Annotated in this window: 15 protein-coding genes; 13 read left to right on the top strand and 2 right to left on the bottom strand. The window is 39.4% G+C overall.

The window, feature by feature from the left end; genetic code table 11:
• The first annotated feature begins 189 nt into the window (after positions 1-189).
• The 12 genes from GQR87_RS14765 to GQR87_RS14710 all read left to right on the top strand — a co-directional run bounded on the left by GQR87_RS14765 (position 190) and on the right by GQR87_RS14710 (position 11,300).
• The gene (locus tag GQR87_RS14765) at positions 190-1,185 is read left to right on the top strand and encodes a Gfo/Idh/MocA family protein (RefSeq protein ID WP_158970608.1); all 996 of its coding nucleotides are present in this window, start codon (positions 190-192) and stop codon (positions 1,183-1,185) included.
• A gap of 142 nt (positions 1,186-1,327) precedes the next feature.
• Positions 1,328-2,584, top strand: coding sequence for a serine hydroxymethyltransferase (gene glyA, locus GQR87_RS14760; RefSeq protein ID WP_158970606.1), 1,257 nt, complete (start codon positions 1,328-1,330; stop codon positions 2,582-2,584).
• A 137-nt stretch (positions 2,585-2,721) separates the two neighbouring features.
• Positions 2,722-3,171: a transcriptional regulator NrdR gene (nrdR, locus tag GQR87_RS14755; protein WP_158970604.1), complete on the top strand. Its 450-nt coding sequence runs from the start codon at positions 2,722-2,724 to the stop codon at positions 3,169-3,171.
• Between the two features lie 33 nt (positions 3,172-3,204).
• Positions 3,205-4,359 carry a bifunctional diaminohydroxyphosphoribosylaminopyrimidine deaminase/5-amino-6-(5-phosphoribosylamino)uracil reductase RibD gene (ribD, locus tag GQR87_RS14750; RefSeq protein ID WP_158970602.1) on the top strand — a complete coding sequence of 385 codons (1,155 nt, stop codon included), beginning with the start codon at positions 3,205-3,207 and terminating at the stop codon, positions 4,357-4,359.
• Between the two features lie 36 nt (positions 4,360-4,395).
• Complete coding sequence (locus GQR87_RS14745) at positions 4,396-5,067, top strand: riboflavin synthase (RefSeq protein WP_158970600.1); 672 nt, start codon at positions 4,396-4,398, stop codon at positions 5,065-5,067.
• A gap of 74 nt (positions 5,068-5,141) precedes the next feature.
• Positions 5,142-6,242, top strand: coding sequence for a bifunctional 3,4-dihydroxy-2-butanone-4-phosphate synthase/GTP cyclohydrolase II (ribBA, locus tag GQR87_RS14740; RefSeq protein ID WP_158970598.1), 1,101 nt, complete (start codon positions 5,142-5,144; stop codon positions 6,240-6,242).
• Positions 6,243-6,338: 96 nt separating this feature from the next.
• Complete coding sequence (ribE, locus tag GQR87_RS14735; protein WP_158970596.1) at positions 6,339-6,815, top strand: 6,7-dimethyl-8-ribityllumazine synthase; 477 nt, start codon at positions 6,339-6,341, stop codon at positions 6,813-6,815.
• Positions 6,816-7,238, top strand: a complete 423-nt coding sequence (nusB, locus tag GQR87_RS14730; RefSeq protein ID WP_158970594.1) for a transcription antitermination factor NusB — start codon at positions 6,816-6,818, stop codon at positions 7,236-7,238. It abuts the gene before it with no gap.
• 86 nt (positions 7,239-7,324) lie between these two features.
• Positions 7,325-8,302 (top strand): thiamine-phosphate kinase, encoded by a 978-nt coding sequence (thiL, locus tag GQR87_RS14725; protein ID WP_158970592.1) that lies wholly within the window; start codon positions 7,325-7,327, stop codon positions 8,300-8,302.
• A gap of 9 nt (positions 8,303-8,311) precedes the next feature.
• The gene (locus GQR87_RS14720; RefSeq protein ID WP_158970591.1) at positions 8,312-8,824 is read left to right on the top strand and encodes a phosphatidylglycerophosphatase A; all 513 of its coding nucleotides are present in this window, start codon (positions 8,312-8,314) and stop codon (positions 8,822-8,824) included.
• Positions 8,825-8,958: 134 nt separating this feature from the next.
• Positions 8,959-10,266, top strand: coding sequence for a gluconate:H+ symporter (locus tag GQR87_RS14715; protein ID WP_158970590.1), 1,308 nt, complete (start codon positions 8,959-8,961; stop codon positions 10,264-10,266).
• Between the two features lie 92 nt (positions 10,267-10,358).
• A complete protein-coding gene (locus tag GQR87_RS14710; protein ID WP_158970589.1) occupies positions 10,359-11,300 on the top strand; it encodes an alpha/beta hydrolase in 942 nt (313 codons plus the stop codon).
• 9 nt (positions 11,301-11,309) lie between these two features.
• Here GQR87_RS14710 and GQR87_RS14705 read toward each other — a convergent pair whose 3' ends face one another.
• Positions 11,310-11,777: an Lrp/AsnC family transcriptional regulator gene (locus tag GQR87_RS14705; RefSeq protein WP_304611203.1), complete on the bottom strand. Its 468-nt coding sequence runs from the start codon at positions 11,775-11,777 to the stop codon at positions 11,310-11,312.
• Between the two features lie 153 nt (positions 11,778-11,930).
• On the opposite strand from GQR87_RS14705, the gene leuA reads away from it, so the two are divergent.
• Positions 11,931-13,613: a 2-isopropylmalate synthase gene (leuA, locus tag GQR87_RS14700; RefSeq protein ID WP_158970587.1), complete on the top strand. Its 1,683-nt coding sequence runs from the start codon at positions 11,931-11,933 to the stop codon at positions 13,611-13,613.
• Positions 13,614-13,722: 109 nt separating this feature from the next.
• Here leuA and GQR87_RS14695 read toward each other — a convergent pair whose 3' ends face one another.
• Positions 13,723-14,523, bottom strand: coding sequence for an ABC transporter substrate-binding protein (locus GQR87_RS14695; protein WP_158970586.1), 801 nt, complete (start codon positions 14,521-14,523; stop codon positions 13,723-13,725).
• Positions 14,524-14,824 lie beyond the last annotated feature (301 nt).

The following is a 14,824-nucleotide window of genomic DNA, read 5'->3' as shown; positions in this document are numbered from 1 at the left end:
CATAGAAAAACAATGGAAAAACATTTAAAAACAATTGTCGATATCAATTCCAATTAGTAATTTAAGTTAAATAATTGATTAATATCGATTCATATAAGTAAACTATCTTCTTTAAAAATTATGTCTAATTATTAGATGCCAATAATTAGACATTAAATTGGTACTTAGCCATAAGGAAACATCAATAATATGAAAACAATGAATTGGGGAGTGTTAGGCCCAGGTAGTATTGCACAAACATTTGCTGAAGCAATCAGTCAGTCAGAGCATGGTAAGCTAACTGCTGTAGCGAGTCGTTCGGTTGAACGGGGTCAGGCGTTCGCTAAAACCTATAATGTTCCTACTGTTTATACTAGTTATGAAGACTTGGTGAATGATCCAAATATCGATATTATTTATATTGCCACGCCCCATAGTTTTCATTATCCCCAAGCTAAGTTATGTCTAGAAGCAGGTAAACATGTATTGTTGGAAAAACCATCCACCATCAATACCCAACAAATTCAGATTTTGACAAAACTCGCTCAGCAAAAAAATTTATTTTTACAAGAAGCTATTTGGACTCGGTTTATGCCTTGTTTAGCCAAGGTTAAAGAAAAAATTGAGCAAGGTGTAATAGGCGATATTCAGTATATCACTTCAACCATTGGTTTTGCTTTTCAACATAGAAAAGAAACGCGCTTGTACGATCCTAAACTAGGTGGCGGAGCTTTGTTAGATTTGGGATTATATCCCATAGCGGTTAGTCAAGCTTTGCTTGGTGAACAGCCTAATGTGATCCAAGCTATGGGGCGCGTAGGTGAAAGACAAATAGACGAAAGTACTTTGGTCAACATGCATTATCCGTCAGGACGTTATTCTCAGTTTACTTGTTCAGCTACAGGCCATTGTCCAAATACCATGACTATTGTTGGCTCAGACGGCAATATCGTGTTGCCGGCTATGTTTTGGGATACCGACCAAGCACATATCTATGATTTAAATGGTTTAGTTGAAACCATTGATATGCCACATCAAGTAAACGGATTTGAATATCAAATAGAAGAATCAATGCGTTGTATCCAAGCCGGTAAGCATTTTAGTGACTTGATGACCCACGATGAAAGTATCGGCATTATCCAAATTATGGATGAAGTTCGTCAACAAATTGGTCTGCAATTTTGTGCAGAAATCGAAGCACTTTAAGGTCTACAAATACTGTCGGGTTTGCGTTACAACTTTTGGTTGTTTCTCATGCCCGATTGCAAGTATACAAATGTGTAAAAATCACTAAAATGACCGCTGTTTTATTTCCCTTTTTATATATCCCTGATTTTGAGGAAACCTAATGCTTACACGTGATATGAATATTGCTGATTTCGATCCAGAATTGTACCAAGCAATTCAACATGAAAACCTACGCCAAGAGCAACATATTGAACTCATTGCTTCTGAAAACTATTGCAGCCCACGTGTGCTTGAAGCCCAAGGCTCTCAGCTAACTAACAAATATGCCGAAGGGTATCCTCACAAACGTTATTACGGTGGTTGTGAATACGTAGATATTGCTGAAGATCTAGCCATTGAACGTGCTAAACAATTGTTCGGTTGTGATTATGCTAACGTTCAGCCACATGCTGGTTCACAAGCTAACTCAGCTGTATTTATGGCGTTATTGAATGCTGGTGATACTGTTTTAGGCATGAGCTTAGCTCACGGTGGTCACTTGACTCACGGCGCATCTGTTAGTTTTTCAGGTAAAACTTACAATGCGGTTCAATATGGATTAAACCCAGATACGGGTGAAATCGATATGGCGCAAGTTGAAGCTTTGGCCATTGAACATAAACCTAAAATGATCATCGGCGGTTTCTCTGCTTATTCAGGTATTGTTGATTGGCAGAAATTCCGTGAAATCGCTGACAAAGTAGGTGCATATCTATTAGTTGATATGGCGCACGTTGCAGGTTTAGTAGCAGCGGGTGTTTATCCAAGCCCTATGGCTCATGCACACGTTGTCACTACTACTACTCACAAAACCTTAGCGGGTCCTCGTGGTGGTTTGATTCTATCTGCTTGTGGCGATGAAGCTATTTATAAAAAGCTAAATAGTGCGGTTTTCCCTGGTGGACAAGGTGGTCCTTTGTGTCACGTGATTGCTGCTAAAGCCGTGGCATTTAAAGAAGCGTTACAACCAGAATTTAAAGTGTACCAACAGCAAGTGGTGAAAAACGCCAAAGCTATGGTGGCTGTTATTCAAGAACGTGGACACAAAGTTGTGTCTGGCGGAACCGACAATCACTTGTTCTTATTAGATTTGATTGGCAAAGAATACACTGGTAAAGATGCTGACGCGGCACTAGGAGCGGCTAACATTACAGTGAATAAAAACTCTGTACCTAATGATCCACGTTCACCGTTTGTGACCAGTGGTTTACGTATTGGTTCTCCGGCTATCACACGTCGCGGTTTTAAAGAAGAGCAAGCAAAACAAGTGGCTAACTGGATCTGTGATGTGTTGGATAACATTAACGATCAAGCTGTGATTGCTCGTGTTAAAGGTGAAGTTGTCGCTTTGTGTGAAGCTTTCCCTGTTTATGGCTAGATAATTAAATATCAGCTAAAACATATATACATATTATTAAAGCCGACCTAGTGTCGGCTTTTTTTGTATATCTTGTATGCCTAGAGGCTGATTTTTGTTAATTTAGGCGAATTAATCCGTTTTAATTAGAAATCACTATGTATTGCCCATTTTGTTCTGTGCAAGAAACTAAAGTTATTGATTCTCGTTTGGTGGCTGATGGCAGTCAGGTTAGACGCAGACGTGAATGTACAATTTGTAAAGAACGTTTTACTACTTTTGAAATGGCTGAGTTGGTAATGCCTAGAGTGGTTAAACGGGATGGTTCCAGAGAACCTTTCAACGAAGATAAGTTACGTGCAGGTTTGCAACGGGCATTAGAAAAACGCCCTGTGAGCACCGAGCAGGTTGAACAATGTATTAGTCGTTTAAAGTCTTCTTTACGGGCCACTGGTGAGCGCGAAATCAGCAGTGAATTTTTAGGCAACCTAATTATGAATGCTTTAAAAGAGTTAGATAAAGTGGCTTATGTGCGTTTTGCTTCTGTATATCGTTCTTTTGAAGATATCCGTGAGTTTGGCGAAGAGATTGCCCGCTTAGGCGACTAAGCCTTATCTTATTATTCAATTTATTGGTTTTAAATGTCAGAGACAAAATTTTCAAAGTTAGACCACCAGTTCATGGCCCGCGCTATTCAGTTGGCTAAACGTGGTCAGTTTACGACCTCGCCTAATCCTAATGTGGGCTGTGTAATAGCAGATATTACTGGCAACATTGTCGGTGAAGGCTGGCATCACAAAGCCGGTACAGCTCATGCAGAAGTACATGCTTTAAGGCAAGCAGGTGAGCTTGCAAAAGGTGCAACCGCTTATGTCACCCTAGAGCCTTGTAGTCATCAAGGGCGAACACCTCCATGTGCTGATGCTTTGATCCATAGTCAAGTTGGCCGAGTGGTGATTGCCATGGAAGATCCTAACCCTTTGGTTTCAGGTGAGGGAGTACAGAAATTAAAAAATGCCGGTATTGTCACTGCAACAGGTTTATTAACCTCTGCTGCTGAACAACTTAATCGGGGTTTTATTAAACGAATGAAAACCGGTCAACCTTGGGTAACAGTCAAATTAGCTTCTACCTTAGACGGTAAAACCGCCTTGCAAAATGGCTTAAGTCAATGGATCACCGGCCCGATGGCCCGCCAAGATGTGCAACGTCATAGAGCAAAAAGCTGCGCTATTTTATCTGGCTCGGGTACTGTGATGGCCGATAACCCCTCACTTAACGTGCGATATGCCGAGTTAGGTTTATCCGCCGATGACTTACTTCTAGGTAATCTGCGCCAACCCCTAAGGGTGATTTTAGATGGCCGTAATCAGTTACCTAGCAGTTTAGTTTGTTTGCAGTCTATACAGAAAAATCAAGCAGGTGATGTGTTATTAATTAATGGCCAAGTAAGTCAACATGAATTTGCAGAGCACGTCGAGCAATGGCAAGCGCCCTTTAATAATAACAAATTGGACTTGCCTGCAGTGATGTCTAAACTCTCAGATATGCAATTAAATCATATTTGGGTTGAGGCAGGAGCTAAGTTAGCAGGTGCTTTGTTACAAAATAATCTGGTTGATGAATTGATTTTGTACCAAGCGCCCAAATTAATAGGGGCAGCCGGTCAAAATCTTTTTGATATTTTACCTATCGAGTCAATGCAAGAGGTGGTGGATTTGTCTATCACCGATGTGAGGCAAGTGGGCGAGGATATTAAAATCACCGCGCTGCTTAACAAGAAGTCAGTTAATTAGTATTCAGTTAATCAAAAATAAAGTTATCGAGAGACTATGTTTACCGGAATTATTGAAGATGTAGGTGTCATCAAAAGTTTAACCCCTACAGGTGAAGACATTAGGTTGTCGATAGACGTCAACAAATTAGACATGAGCGACGTTAAACTGGGTGACAGTATAGCCAATAACGGTGTGTGTTTAACGGTTGTCGCTATGTCGTCTAACGGTTTTAGTGCTGATGTGTCCCATGAGACAATTAAGCGTACAGGGTTTGTTGCCTATAAAGCCGGTCATAAAGTTAATTTAGAAAAGGCATTGCAAGCTAACAGCCGTTTAGGTGGCCACATAGTCAGTGGTCATGTGGATGGGGTAGGCCAAGTATTGTCGGTGACAACTGTGGGTCGGTATGTTGAAATTTGGCTTAAAGCTCCTGATGAATTAGCTAAATACCTTGCAGAAAAAGGGTCAATTACTGTGGATGGGGTTAGCCTGACAGTGAACCAAGTGAATGGCGCTAAATTTTTGCTGACACTTATTCCCCATAGTTTACAAGAAACCATTATTGGCTCTTATAAAGTGGGCACTAAAGTGAATCTAGAAGTCGATGTAATTGCCCGTTATTTAGAAAGATTAATCATGGGTGACAAAGCAGCACAAGAGCAAAATGATAATGCTAAAAGCGATATTAGTATGGCGTTTTTAGCTGAAAATGGTTTTTTAAGATAAAAAATTTAAATCTATCCCTAATGCGTTAAACCTATTGGTTTTAACAATTACCAAGTCAATAAAGAAAGTGAATTATGTTACTCAATAGCTGTGAAGAAATAATTGAAGATATTCGTCAAGGTAAAATGGTTATCTTGATGGATGATGAAGATCGCGAAAATGAAGGCGATCTAATCATGGCCGCAGAACATGTTACGCCTGAAGCGATTAATTTTATGGTGACACATGCAAGAGGTTTAGTATGTTTACCTATGACAGCAGAACGCTGTCGCGCACTTAACCTACCTTTGATGGTAGATAACAATGGCGCACAATTTTCCACTAATTTTACTGTTTCTATTGAGGCGGCAGAAGGTGTGACCACAGGTATTTCTGCCGCAGACCGAGCTAAAACAGTATTAGCCGCAGTGGGCAAAAATGCGCAGGCCAAAGATATAGTGCAGCCAGGGCATATTTTTCCCTTAATCGGTAAAGAAGGCGGTGTGTTAAACCGAGCTGGGCATACGGAAGCGGGCATTGATTTAGCCCGTTTAGCTGGTTGTGAACCCGCTTCTGCCATTGTTGAAATTTTAAATGAAGACGGCAGCATGGCTAGACGTCCAGAATTAGAGCAGTTTGCGATTAAACATGGTCTGAAAATAGGTACTATTGCTGCTCTTATTGAATATAGAAACTTAAATGAAACCACTATTCAGCAAGTCGCAAAATGTAAATTACCCACTGAATATGGTGAGTTTGATCTCGTCACTTATAAAGATGTTATCGACAATCAAGTACACTTTGCTATGTGTAAAGGCCAAATCAAAGGTGATGAGCCTGTTTTAGTCAGAGTGCATTTACAAAATTCTTTGAGTGACTTATTGGGCTCTCAACGTTCAGTTTCCCGCAGTATGGGATTATCTGAGGCCATTAAAACCATTGCAGAAAATGGCGGTGTGTTGGTGGTGCTGGGCAAAGAAGAAGATCTGTTGTCGCAAGTGAAATTGTTTGAAGCTGAAGATAATGGCGAGCAGCCAGTGACACCTGCTTGGCAGGGGTCGTCGAGAACAGTCGGCGTTGGTAGTCAAATTTTAGCTAGTTTAGGCGTGAAAAAAATGCGCTTATTAAGTAAACCTAAAAAGTATCATGCCTTATCTGGATACGGTTTAGAGGTGGTTGAGTACGTAGAAGTTTAACTCTGTTTGTTATAACAAATAGAACTGAAAATTTCGCAATATTTTAAACTATGGATGTGCTAAACTGCGCGCCGATTTTTCTAGTAAGGTTTTTAGATGAATATTATTGAAGGTAACGTTCGCGCTACAGGTAAAAAATTCGCACTTGTGGTTGCTCGATTTAACAGTTTTGTGGTTGAAAGTTTAGTTGAAGGTGCTATTGATGCACTAGAAAGACACGGTGAAGTTAACGAGCAAGACATTACGCTAGTTCGTGTGCCAGGCGCATATGAGTTGCCTATTGTGGCTAAAAAACTTGCTGAACAAAATAAGTATGATGCAATTATTGCATTAGGTGCCGTGATTCGTGGCGGTACTCCACACTTTGATTTTGTGGCAGGCGAATGTAACAAGGGCTTAGCTCAAGTTTCTCTAGAATACGGAATTCCAGTATCTTTTGGTGTGATTACCACTGACAGTATCGAACAAGCGATTGAGCGTTCTGGTACTAAAGCGGGTAATAAAGGCGCTGAAGCGGCAATTAGTTCACTAGAAATGGTTAACGTTATCGCAAATATTGAAGGGGCAGAGTAGGTGAAACCTAAAGCTCGCCGCCTAGCCAGAGAATTAGCAGTGCAAGCTGTTTATTCTTGGCAAATGTCTAAAAATCCAGTTGAGCAAATTGAATTAAGCATAGTCACTAGTAACAATATGCAAAAAGTAGACACTGAATACTTTTTGGAATTATTACGTGCTGTTGTTAAAGACTGTGCTGAAATTGATAAAAAGGTTAAGCCATATCTTGGCCGCTTGCCTGAAGAACTGGATCCAGTTGAGAAAGCTATTCTCAGAATTGCTACTTATGAACTTATCGCTCGTTTAGATGTACCTTATAAAGTTGTCATTAACGAAGCTATTGAATTAGCTAAGTCTTTTGGTGCTGATGAAAGCCACAAGTTTGTTAATGGTGTGCTGGACAAAGCTATCAAAACCCTGCGTAAAGACGAGTTATCGTAAATTTACCCTAAGTTTATGACTAGACAGTACACTGTCTAGTCACTTTAGTGCCATGCTAGTTAAATGATAAGTAGGTTCCTGTCATTGTGAAAGAATTTAATCTGATAGAACATTTTTTCAAAGCCAATAGTGGCCAACGTAAAGATGTGATCATAGGCATCGGTGACGATGCTGCTGTTACCCATATACCTCAAGGCCAAGCATTAGTGACTACCACTGATACTTTGTTAAGTGGTGTACACTTTTTACCTGACGCTAGTGCTCATGCTGTGGCGCAAAAAGCCATTGCCGTCAATTTAAGTGACTTAGCTGCAATGGGAGCAGAACCTGCTTGGTTAAGTTTATCATTGAGCGTGCCCCATGCTGATGAGCTGTGGTTAAAAGATTTTTCTACTGGTCTCCAAGAACTTGTTGATTATTATTCTATTCAATTAATTGGTGGTGATACTGTTCAAGGACCTTTGGCTATCACTATTACCGCTCAAGGTTTTGTGCCTTTTGAACAGGCAATCACCCGCAGTGGCGCTAAACCTGGTGATCTTGTTTATGTGACTGGCACCCTTGGTGATGCAGGATTAGGCTTAGCTATAGCTAAAAACCAGCAAGAAAAAGTGACTGACTCTGCTATCACTGCAGAAAATAGAGACTTTTTACTTAAGCGATTAAATTATCCCACTCCCAGATTGTTAACTGGCACTATGCTTCGTCGTATTGCCAACTCTTGCATTGATCTGTCTGATGGGCTTATTTCTGATATTAAGCATATTCTGACCATGTCTCACTGTGGCGCGACTTTAAATCTTGATAAATTACCATTATCAACTGCTTTATCTGAGTCAGTGGATGAAGAAACCGCGATAAAGTATGCTCTCAGTGCTGGCGATGATTACGAGTTGTTATTTACCGTTAGTGAAGAACAAAAAGGTAATTTGGAAACAACTTTAGCCAGTGCCAATATTCAAGTGACTTGTATTGGTCAATTGAATGGTAGTAACGGAAAACTAGATTTACGTAAAAATGATCAAGCCTATACACTTAATATTCAGGGTTACCAACACTTCTAAAGGACTACAATGGATAAGCAAATACGTCAACGTGTCAGTCTGTTTAATCCAGTACATTGTTTGGCTTTAGGATTGGGCAGTGGTTTAGCGCCAAAAGCCCCTGGTACATTTGGTACTTTAGCGGCCCTCCCTTTAGTGATTGTTTTATCACTATATAGCAGCTTTAGTTTTTATCTGATCTTTACTTTGATTGCCTCGGTTGTGGGTATTTGGATCTGCGGTAAAACTGCTGATGACATGCAAGTGCACGACGACTCGTCAATTGTGTGGGATGAAGTCGCAGGCATGTTGATCACTATGTTGGCTGTGCCTTTGTCATGGCAAACCTTATTGGCTGGGTTTGTATTATTTAGAATTTTTGACATATTAAAACCTTGGCCTATTAGTTACCTTGATAAACATGTGCATGGTGGTTTTGGGATTATGATTGACGATGTGCTAGCAGGGATATTTGCTCTTACATGTCTACATTTAGGTCTGTATTTGCGTAACCCATTTCTATACTTCTGGTTAATCCCATGAGCTGTTTTGCCTTTCAATATTTTCAATAATAAATCATATACAATTTATCTAAGCTTATGTATCTTGTTACTTTTATGTTAAGAAATCGTTTTCATTGATTTTTCTAGAATAATAAAAGTACTTGGAGGTACTCAGTGGCAATCGTTTCAGTTGGTATTGCAATACTCATTTTGATTTTGTTAGTGACTTGGGCAAAACTTAATCCTTTTCTGGCATTTTTAATCACTTCTATTATTGCAGCCATCATGCTTGATGTGCCGCTAGACACTATTCCCAAAACTCTCGAGCAAGGAATAGGGGGCTTGTTAGGCTCTCTTGCTGTGATTATTTGTGTAGGTGCTATGTTTGGTAAATTAATCTCAACCAGCGGGGCTGCACAGCGAATTAGTAGTAGTTTAATGAGTATGTGTGGTGATAAATATATTACTTGGGCCTTAATGCTCACGGGCTTTATCGTAGGTATCCCACTCTTTTACAATGTGGGTTTTGTTTTGTTGGTGCCATTGGTGTTTTCTGTGGTGTACCAAACTAAGTTGCCTGCTGTGTACTTAGGTATTCCTTTGTTAGCGGCTTTATCAGTTACTCATGGTTTTTTACCTCCTCATCCTTCACCGACAGCCTTAGTACCACAATTTGGTGCTGATTTAGGTTTAACCCTAGTTTATGGTTTGATTGTAGCTATTCCGACTATGGCTTTAGCTGGGCCTGTGTTTGCTAAAACTTTAAAAAATATCGATAGTAAACCTTTAGATACGTTCAAACCGCAAATCATGGAAGAACATGAATTACCCAGTGCACTGAATAGTTTTGTCACTAGTTTATTACCTGTAGTGTTAATTGCCGGCACCACGGCCTTACCTTATATTGCCGGTGAAGAGTCATCAGCTTTGATTAAATTTATCGGTAACCCCATGGTGGTGATGTTAATTGCACTGGTTATTGCCACTTATACTTTAGGTATATCTCGAGGCATTAACATCAGTAAAATAATGGACGATTATAGCGAGGCAATTAAAGATATTGCGGTGATCTTATTAGTCATTGCTGGGGCAGGGGCTTTGAAGCAGGTTTTTGTCGTCAGTGGCGTGAGTACTGAAATTGGCGATGCGCTTAAAAGTATCGATATTAATCCGTTAATTCTAGGTTGGTTAATTGCCACTATTATTCGTATTTGTTTAGGCTCAGCCACAGTAGCTGGGTTAACCGCAGCGGGTATTGTTGCGCCTTTAGTGTTATCTACAGATGTTAATCCTAACTTAATGGTACTAGCCATTGGTGCCGGTAGTTTGATGTGCTCCCATGTCAATGATTCTGGCTTTTGGATGTATAAAGGTTATTTTAACTTGAGTTTAAAAGATACTTTCAAATCTTGGTCTTTGATGGAAACAATTGTTGGTGTGGTAGGAATTATTAGCGTGTTGATTTTAGATCAATTTGTCTGATGTCTATCATTTTTAATCATGCTATACATTAGCAATTGTAAGTATTAATCTTCGCTGTTGAAATTATTCACTAGTAAATAAGGGAATTTATAATGAGGTTTGGTGTAAGTATTTTATTGTTATTAGCAGGTCTTTCGGGTTGTGCATCACAAGTTGAAGTGGATGCTAGTTTTACTGATTCAGAGGATGTCATGGATTTATATACAGGCAATATACCAGGCGCGATTGAATCAAAAAATCTGGAGTATGTGCGCGACTCTATTGAAGTAAATAAGTTTTTAATTGATGTCACTTTTCCTCAATTAACAGCTTATATGCCGGCTCCTGAAGCTGCCAATGGCACAGCTGTGATTATTTGTCCTGGTGGCGGTTACAAAGGTGTGTCTATTTATGCTGAAGGTGAACAAATTGCTAAACGTTTTAATAAGATAGGCGTAACAGCTTTTGTTCTTAAATATAGAACACCTTTAGATGAAACTATGCAAAACAAAAGTGTTGGCCCATTACAAGATATTCAACAAGCTATTAGTGTGGTTCGACAAAATAGCCAAGAGTGGAACATCAATCCGAATAAAGTGGGAGTGATGGGCTTTTCAGCTGGTGGACATTTAGCATCATCAGCGGCAGTGCATTACAACAAAGCTGTTAATCAAACATTAGCCGGGCAAAACCTACGTCCAGATTTCCAAGTGTTAATTTATCCTGTTATTAGTTTTGCCGATGGCATTGTGCATAAAGGCTCACGGAAAAACTTAATTGGAGCCACTTTAGATCCTACATTAGTCAAACATTACTCCAATGAGTTACAAGTCACAGCCGACACACCTCCGGCTTTTATTACTCATGCTGGTGATGATAAGGCTGTTCCGGTAGAAAATGCATTAGTCTATTATCAAGCACTGAATGACAACAAAGTACCTAGTCAGCTATTGATATTACCTGAAGGTGGTCATGGTTTTGGATTACGTAACTCATATGATTGGTTCAAAGATTTAACCCAATGGATGGATATTAGTCAGTTATTAACTGAGTAATAAGTTCTATCAACCAATAGGTAAAGCTGTAGTATTAACTGGGGACTTCAACACAAAAGATGAATGTACCCCACTGACACCTTCGATTGGGGTGAGTTTATTCAGTAAAAATTGCTGAAAATCATCCATGTCTTTGACTATTACTTTCAATAAATAATCAGCCGACTGGCCCGTCACTAAGTGGCATTCTAATACTTCAGAAAATTCAGCTATTTTTCTTTCAAAACTTTTGAAACGCTCTGGCGTGTGTTTATCCATACTAATTTGCATAAAACACATGAGCGTTAAGCCTAGTTTTCTGGCATCGAGTAAGGCCACATAACCCGCTATCATACCTGATTCTTCTAATTGGCGTACACGGCGCAAACAAGGCGAAGGCGATAAGTTAATTGCCTCGGCTAACTCTTGGTTTGAGATCCTGCCTTGTTGCTGAATAGTCTCTAGAATTAAGCGATCATACTTGTCTAATTTCATGATTTTCACTATTGAAGGTTAATCTTGCTAATAATGTTTTTATTCTAGCAATAAAATTGCGGTTAATCTGCTGATTGTTGGGTCTTCGCAATTATCTATGCCTGTTTTTACGATAACCTTGTTTTATTCTTTATTAGCCGAATTTTGGAGCAGCACATGATCAATAATCCTCAAAGTAAATATCAAGCCTTTAAAGGGATCAAATTGACTCAACGACAGTGGCCTAACAAGACTATTGTTAACCCACCTATTTGGATGAGTACAGATTTGCGTGATGGAAATCAGGCGCTAATTGATCCAATGTCGATAGAAACCAAATTACGTTTTTTTAAAGCATTAGTGGCGATTGGTTTTAAACAAATTGAAGTGGGGTTTCCATCGGCTTCAGAAATTGACTATCAGTTTGTGCGTTTATTGATCGAAGGTAATCACATACCCGAGGATGTAAGCATAGAAGTTTTAGTGCAAGCTAGATTCGACTTAATTGAAAAAACCGTAGACAGTTTAAGAGGGGCTAAACAAGCCATATTGCATATGTATAATCCCTTAGCGCCGACTTTTCGTGAGATTGTTTATAAAACTGATAAAGCCGGTGTGAAAAAAATTGCTACCCAAGGCACCCAATGGGTTAAACAATTAACAGCTAATGCGCCAGAAGTGGATTGGACTTATCAGTATTCACCAGAAGTGTTTTCTAGTACCGAAATTCGCTTTGCCAAAGAAGTGTGTGATGCTGTGGTAGAAATTTGGCAACCCAGTAAGGCAAATAAGATCATTATTAATTTACCCGCGACAATAGAAATGAATACCCCTAATACTTATGCGGATCAAATTGAATGGATGCATATCCATCTTAAACAAAGACAACACATTATCTTAAGTGTGCACCCTCATAACGATAGAGGCACAGCCGTAGCTGCAGCAGAATTGGCCATTATGGCAGGCGCTGACAGAGTAGAAGGTTGTTTGTTTGGTAATGGTGAACGTACCGGCAATGTGGACTTAGTGACCTTGGCCATGAATATGTACACCCAAGGGGTACATCCTGAATTAGATTTTTCAAGTATTGACCAAGTGCGTAAATTGGTTGAAGAATGTAATCAAATGCCAGTGCATCCACGGCACCCATATGCCGGTGAATTGGTTTTTACTGCTTTTTCTGGCTCCCATCAAGACGCTATTAAAAAAGGCTTAGCGGTACAAGATAAGCAAGGTGTGTGGCAAGTGCCATATTTACCGATTGATCCTGCCGATTTAGGCCGTAGCTACGATGCTGTGGTGAGGGTGAATAGCCAATCAGGTAAGGGCGGGGTTAGCTTTTTATTAGAACAAGAAGCAGGCTTAGCTTTACCTAGAAAATTACAAATGGAGTTCAGCCGCATTGTACAAAAAGTGAATGATGAAACGGGCAAAGAAGCCACAGCTAAAGCAATAGTCGCGTTATTTGAACAAGAGTACTTTGCTCAAACTACGCCTATTGAATTTATCAGTAGCCAGATGACCACCATACTTGATGGTCGACAAAAAGTGGATGTGAAGTTTAGTTATCAAGGTAACAAACAAAATATCAGTGGAGTAGGCAATGGCCCTATTGACGCTGCGGTTAACGCCATTAGCCAGTTTATTCATACCCCAATAGAAGTGGTAGATTACCATGAACATTCTATTGGCAGTGGTTCAGACGTCGCGGCTGTGTGTTATGTAGAGTTAAAAATAGACGGTATTAACTGCGGTTTTGGGGTAGCTAAAGATAGCAATATTATGACTGCAGCAATTAAAGCTTTGTTTTCTGGAGTGAATAGACAGTGGGCAGAGACAGAGATGCAACAGCAGGCTTAAGCTTCTGCTCATTTAGATATTTCTGACGGTATACAGTGCGCTATTTCTACTTCAGTCTAGTTGCTGTGACTTGAGTGTCATTTTTTGTGTACAGCGTGTTTAAGCTGGGTCATTTGAAATTTAATTGATATTTATTTAACAACTCTTGGTAATAAGGTGTCGTAATTAATTGTTTTGTGAGCTGTTCAAGGTTCTCTTTTATTTCTAATGAATTTTTTCTTTTCTTTGTTAATGCTATATATAGTGGGGTCATTGCAATATAGGGAGTCATTCCCTTAACCTTAGACCTTATACTTTGGTTAGAAATCAGCTTATTAAAATGTAACGGATTCGAAATAACAAAATCAATGCGTTTTCCCAGTAATAACTTTAGCAATACCTCTTCGGTAAAGGTGGAGAATTTTGTCAGGTAGTTTGCTTGCTCGAAAGACTCGCCATATGAAAAACCAGATTTAACGCCAATTATATATGGTGTTAAATCTGCTAAGTGGCCATTAAATTCGAATTTATTGTCTGTTAATGTAAATAGTTGAATGGCTTCGTTGGCGTATGACGGCTCAATAAAATGATATGCTTGCTCGCGTTTTGCTGATTTAAACAAAGTCAGCATCAGATCAATCTTACCTTCTGCTACAAAATGCATAGCTCTCGACCAAGGTAGAATTATAAATTCAAAATCATACTTTGAATTTTTTTCGATATAATTAAGAATATCAATGGAAAGGCCTTTTCTTGACCCATTTTCTTCGAAATTGTAGGGGGAAGATCCGTGTTCTGTTGTGGCAACAGTCAGAGTTATTTTATTTGCCGTTGAAGCGGGCATTAGAATTTTTGGTGTGGCAGAGGTGTGAGCTATTACCGACAATGGATAGATTAAAAAAAGAAATATTATTTTAATTAAAATATTCATAATAATACTCAAAAGAAGAGATGCTAATTATGTAAAGTAGGCTAATTTTTAGTCTAACATTTTATTATTGGTAATTCGTAAGGATTTTAACGACAGCTCTAAACGAATGAATTGTTCTTGTTGTGGAACGCCAAACCTTAGGGCGTTTTTTTCGTCGCATAGTCTAAGGTAGATACCTTGTTGGCATAGGTGGAAGAATATTTGTGCGGCGTTTTTATGTTGAATAGTTGAAGCTTATCAGGACAGCCATAGCTTATCAGGACAGCCATAATAGTATTGTCATGGGCTAGGCTGGCCTACC

The sequence above is a fragment of the Paraglaciecola sp. L3A3 genome, assembly GCF_009796765.1.
Lineage (GTDB): Bacteria > Pseudomonadota > Gammaproteobacteria > Enterobacterales > Alteromonadaceae > Paraglaciecola.
The sequence above is the reverse complement of the archived record's forward strand: the minus strand, read 5'-3'. Positions and strand labels throughout refer to the sequence as shown.

What these genes read in the sequence shown, in the direction of transcription:
- GQR87_RS14765 (WP_158970608.1), top strand. Translation starts at nt 190, where the DNA reads ATGAAAACAATGAATTGGGGAGTGTTAGGCCCAGGTAGTATTGCACAA.
- glyA (WP_158970606.1), top strand. Translation starts at nt 1,328, where the DNA reads ATGCTTACACGTGATATGAATATTGCTGATTTCGATCCAGAATTGTAC.
- nrdR (WP_158970604.1), top strand. Translation starts at nt 2,722, where the DNA reads ATGTATTGCCCATTTTGTTCTGTGCAAGAAACTAAAGTTATTGATTCT.
- ribD (WP_158970602.1), top strand. Translation starts at nt 3,205, where the DNA reads ATGTCAGAGACAAAATTTTCAAAGTTAGACCACCAGTTCATGGCCCGC.
- GQR87_RS14745 (WP_158970600.1), top strand. Translation starts at nt 4,396, where the DNA reads ATGTTTACCGGAATTATTGAAGATGTAGGTGTCATCAAAAGTTTAACC.
- ribBA (WP_158970598.1), top strand. Translation starts at nt 5,142, where the DNA reads ATGTTACTCAATAGCTGTGAAGAAATAATTGAAGATATTCGTCAAGGT.
- ribE (WP_158970596.1), top strand. Translation starts at nt 6,339, where the DNA reads ATGAATATTATTGAAGGTAACGTTCGCGCTACAGGTAAAAAATTCGCA.
- GQR87_RS14720 (WP_158970591.1), top strand. Translation starts at nt 8,312, where the DNA reads ATGGATAAGCAAATACGTCAACGTGTCAGTCTGTTTAATCCAGTACAT.
- GQR87_RS14710 (WP_158970589.1), top strand. Translation starts at nt 10,359, where the DNA reads ATGAGGTTTGGTGTAAGTATTTTATTGTTATTAGCAGGTCTTTCGGGT.
- leuA (WP_158970587.1), top strand. Translation starts at nt 11,931, where the DNA reads ATGATCAATAATCCTCAAAGTAAATATCAAGCCTTTAAAGGGATCAAA.
- GQR87_RS14695 (WP_158970586.1), bottom strand. Translation starts at nt 14,523, where the DNA reads ATGAATATTTTAATTAAAATAATATTTCTTTTTTTAATCTATCCATTG.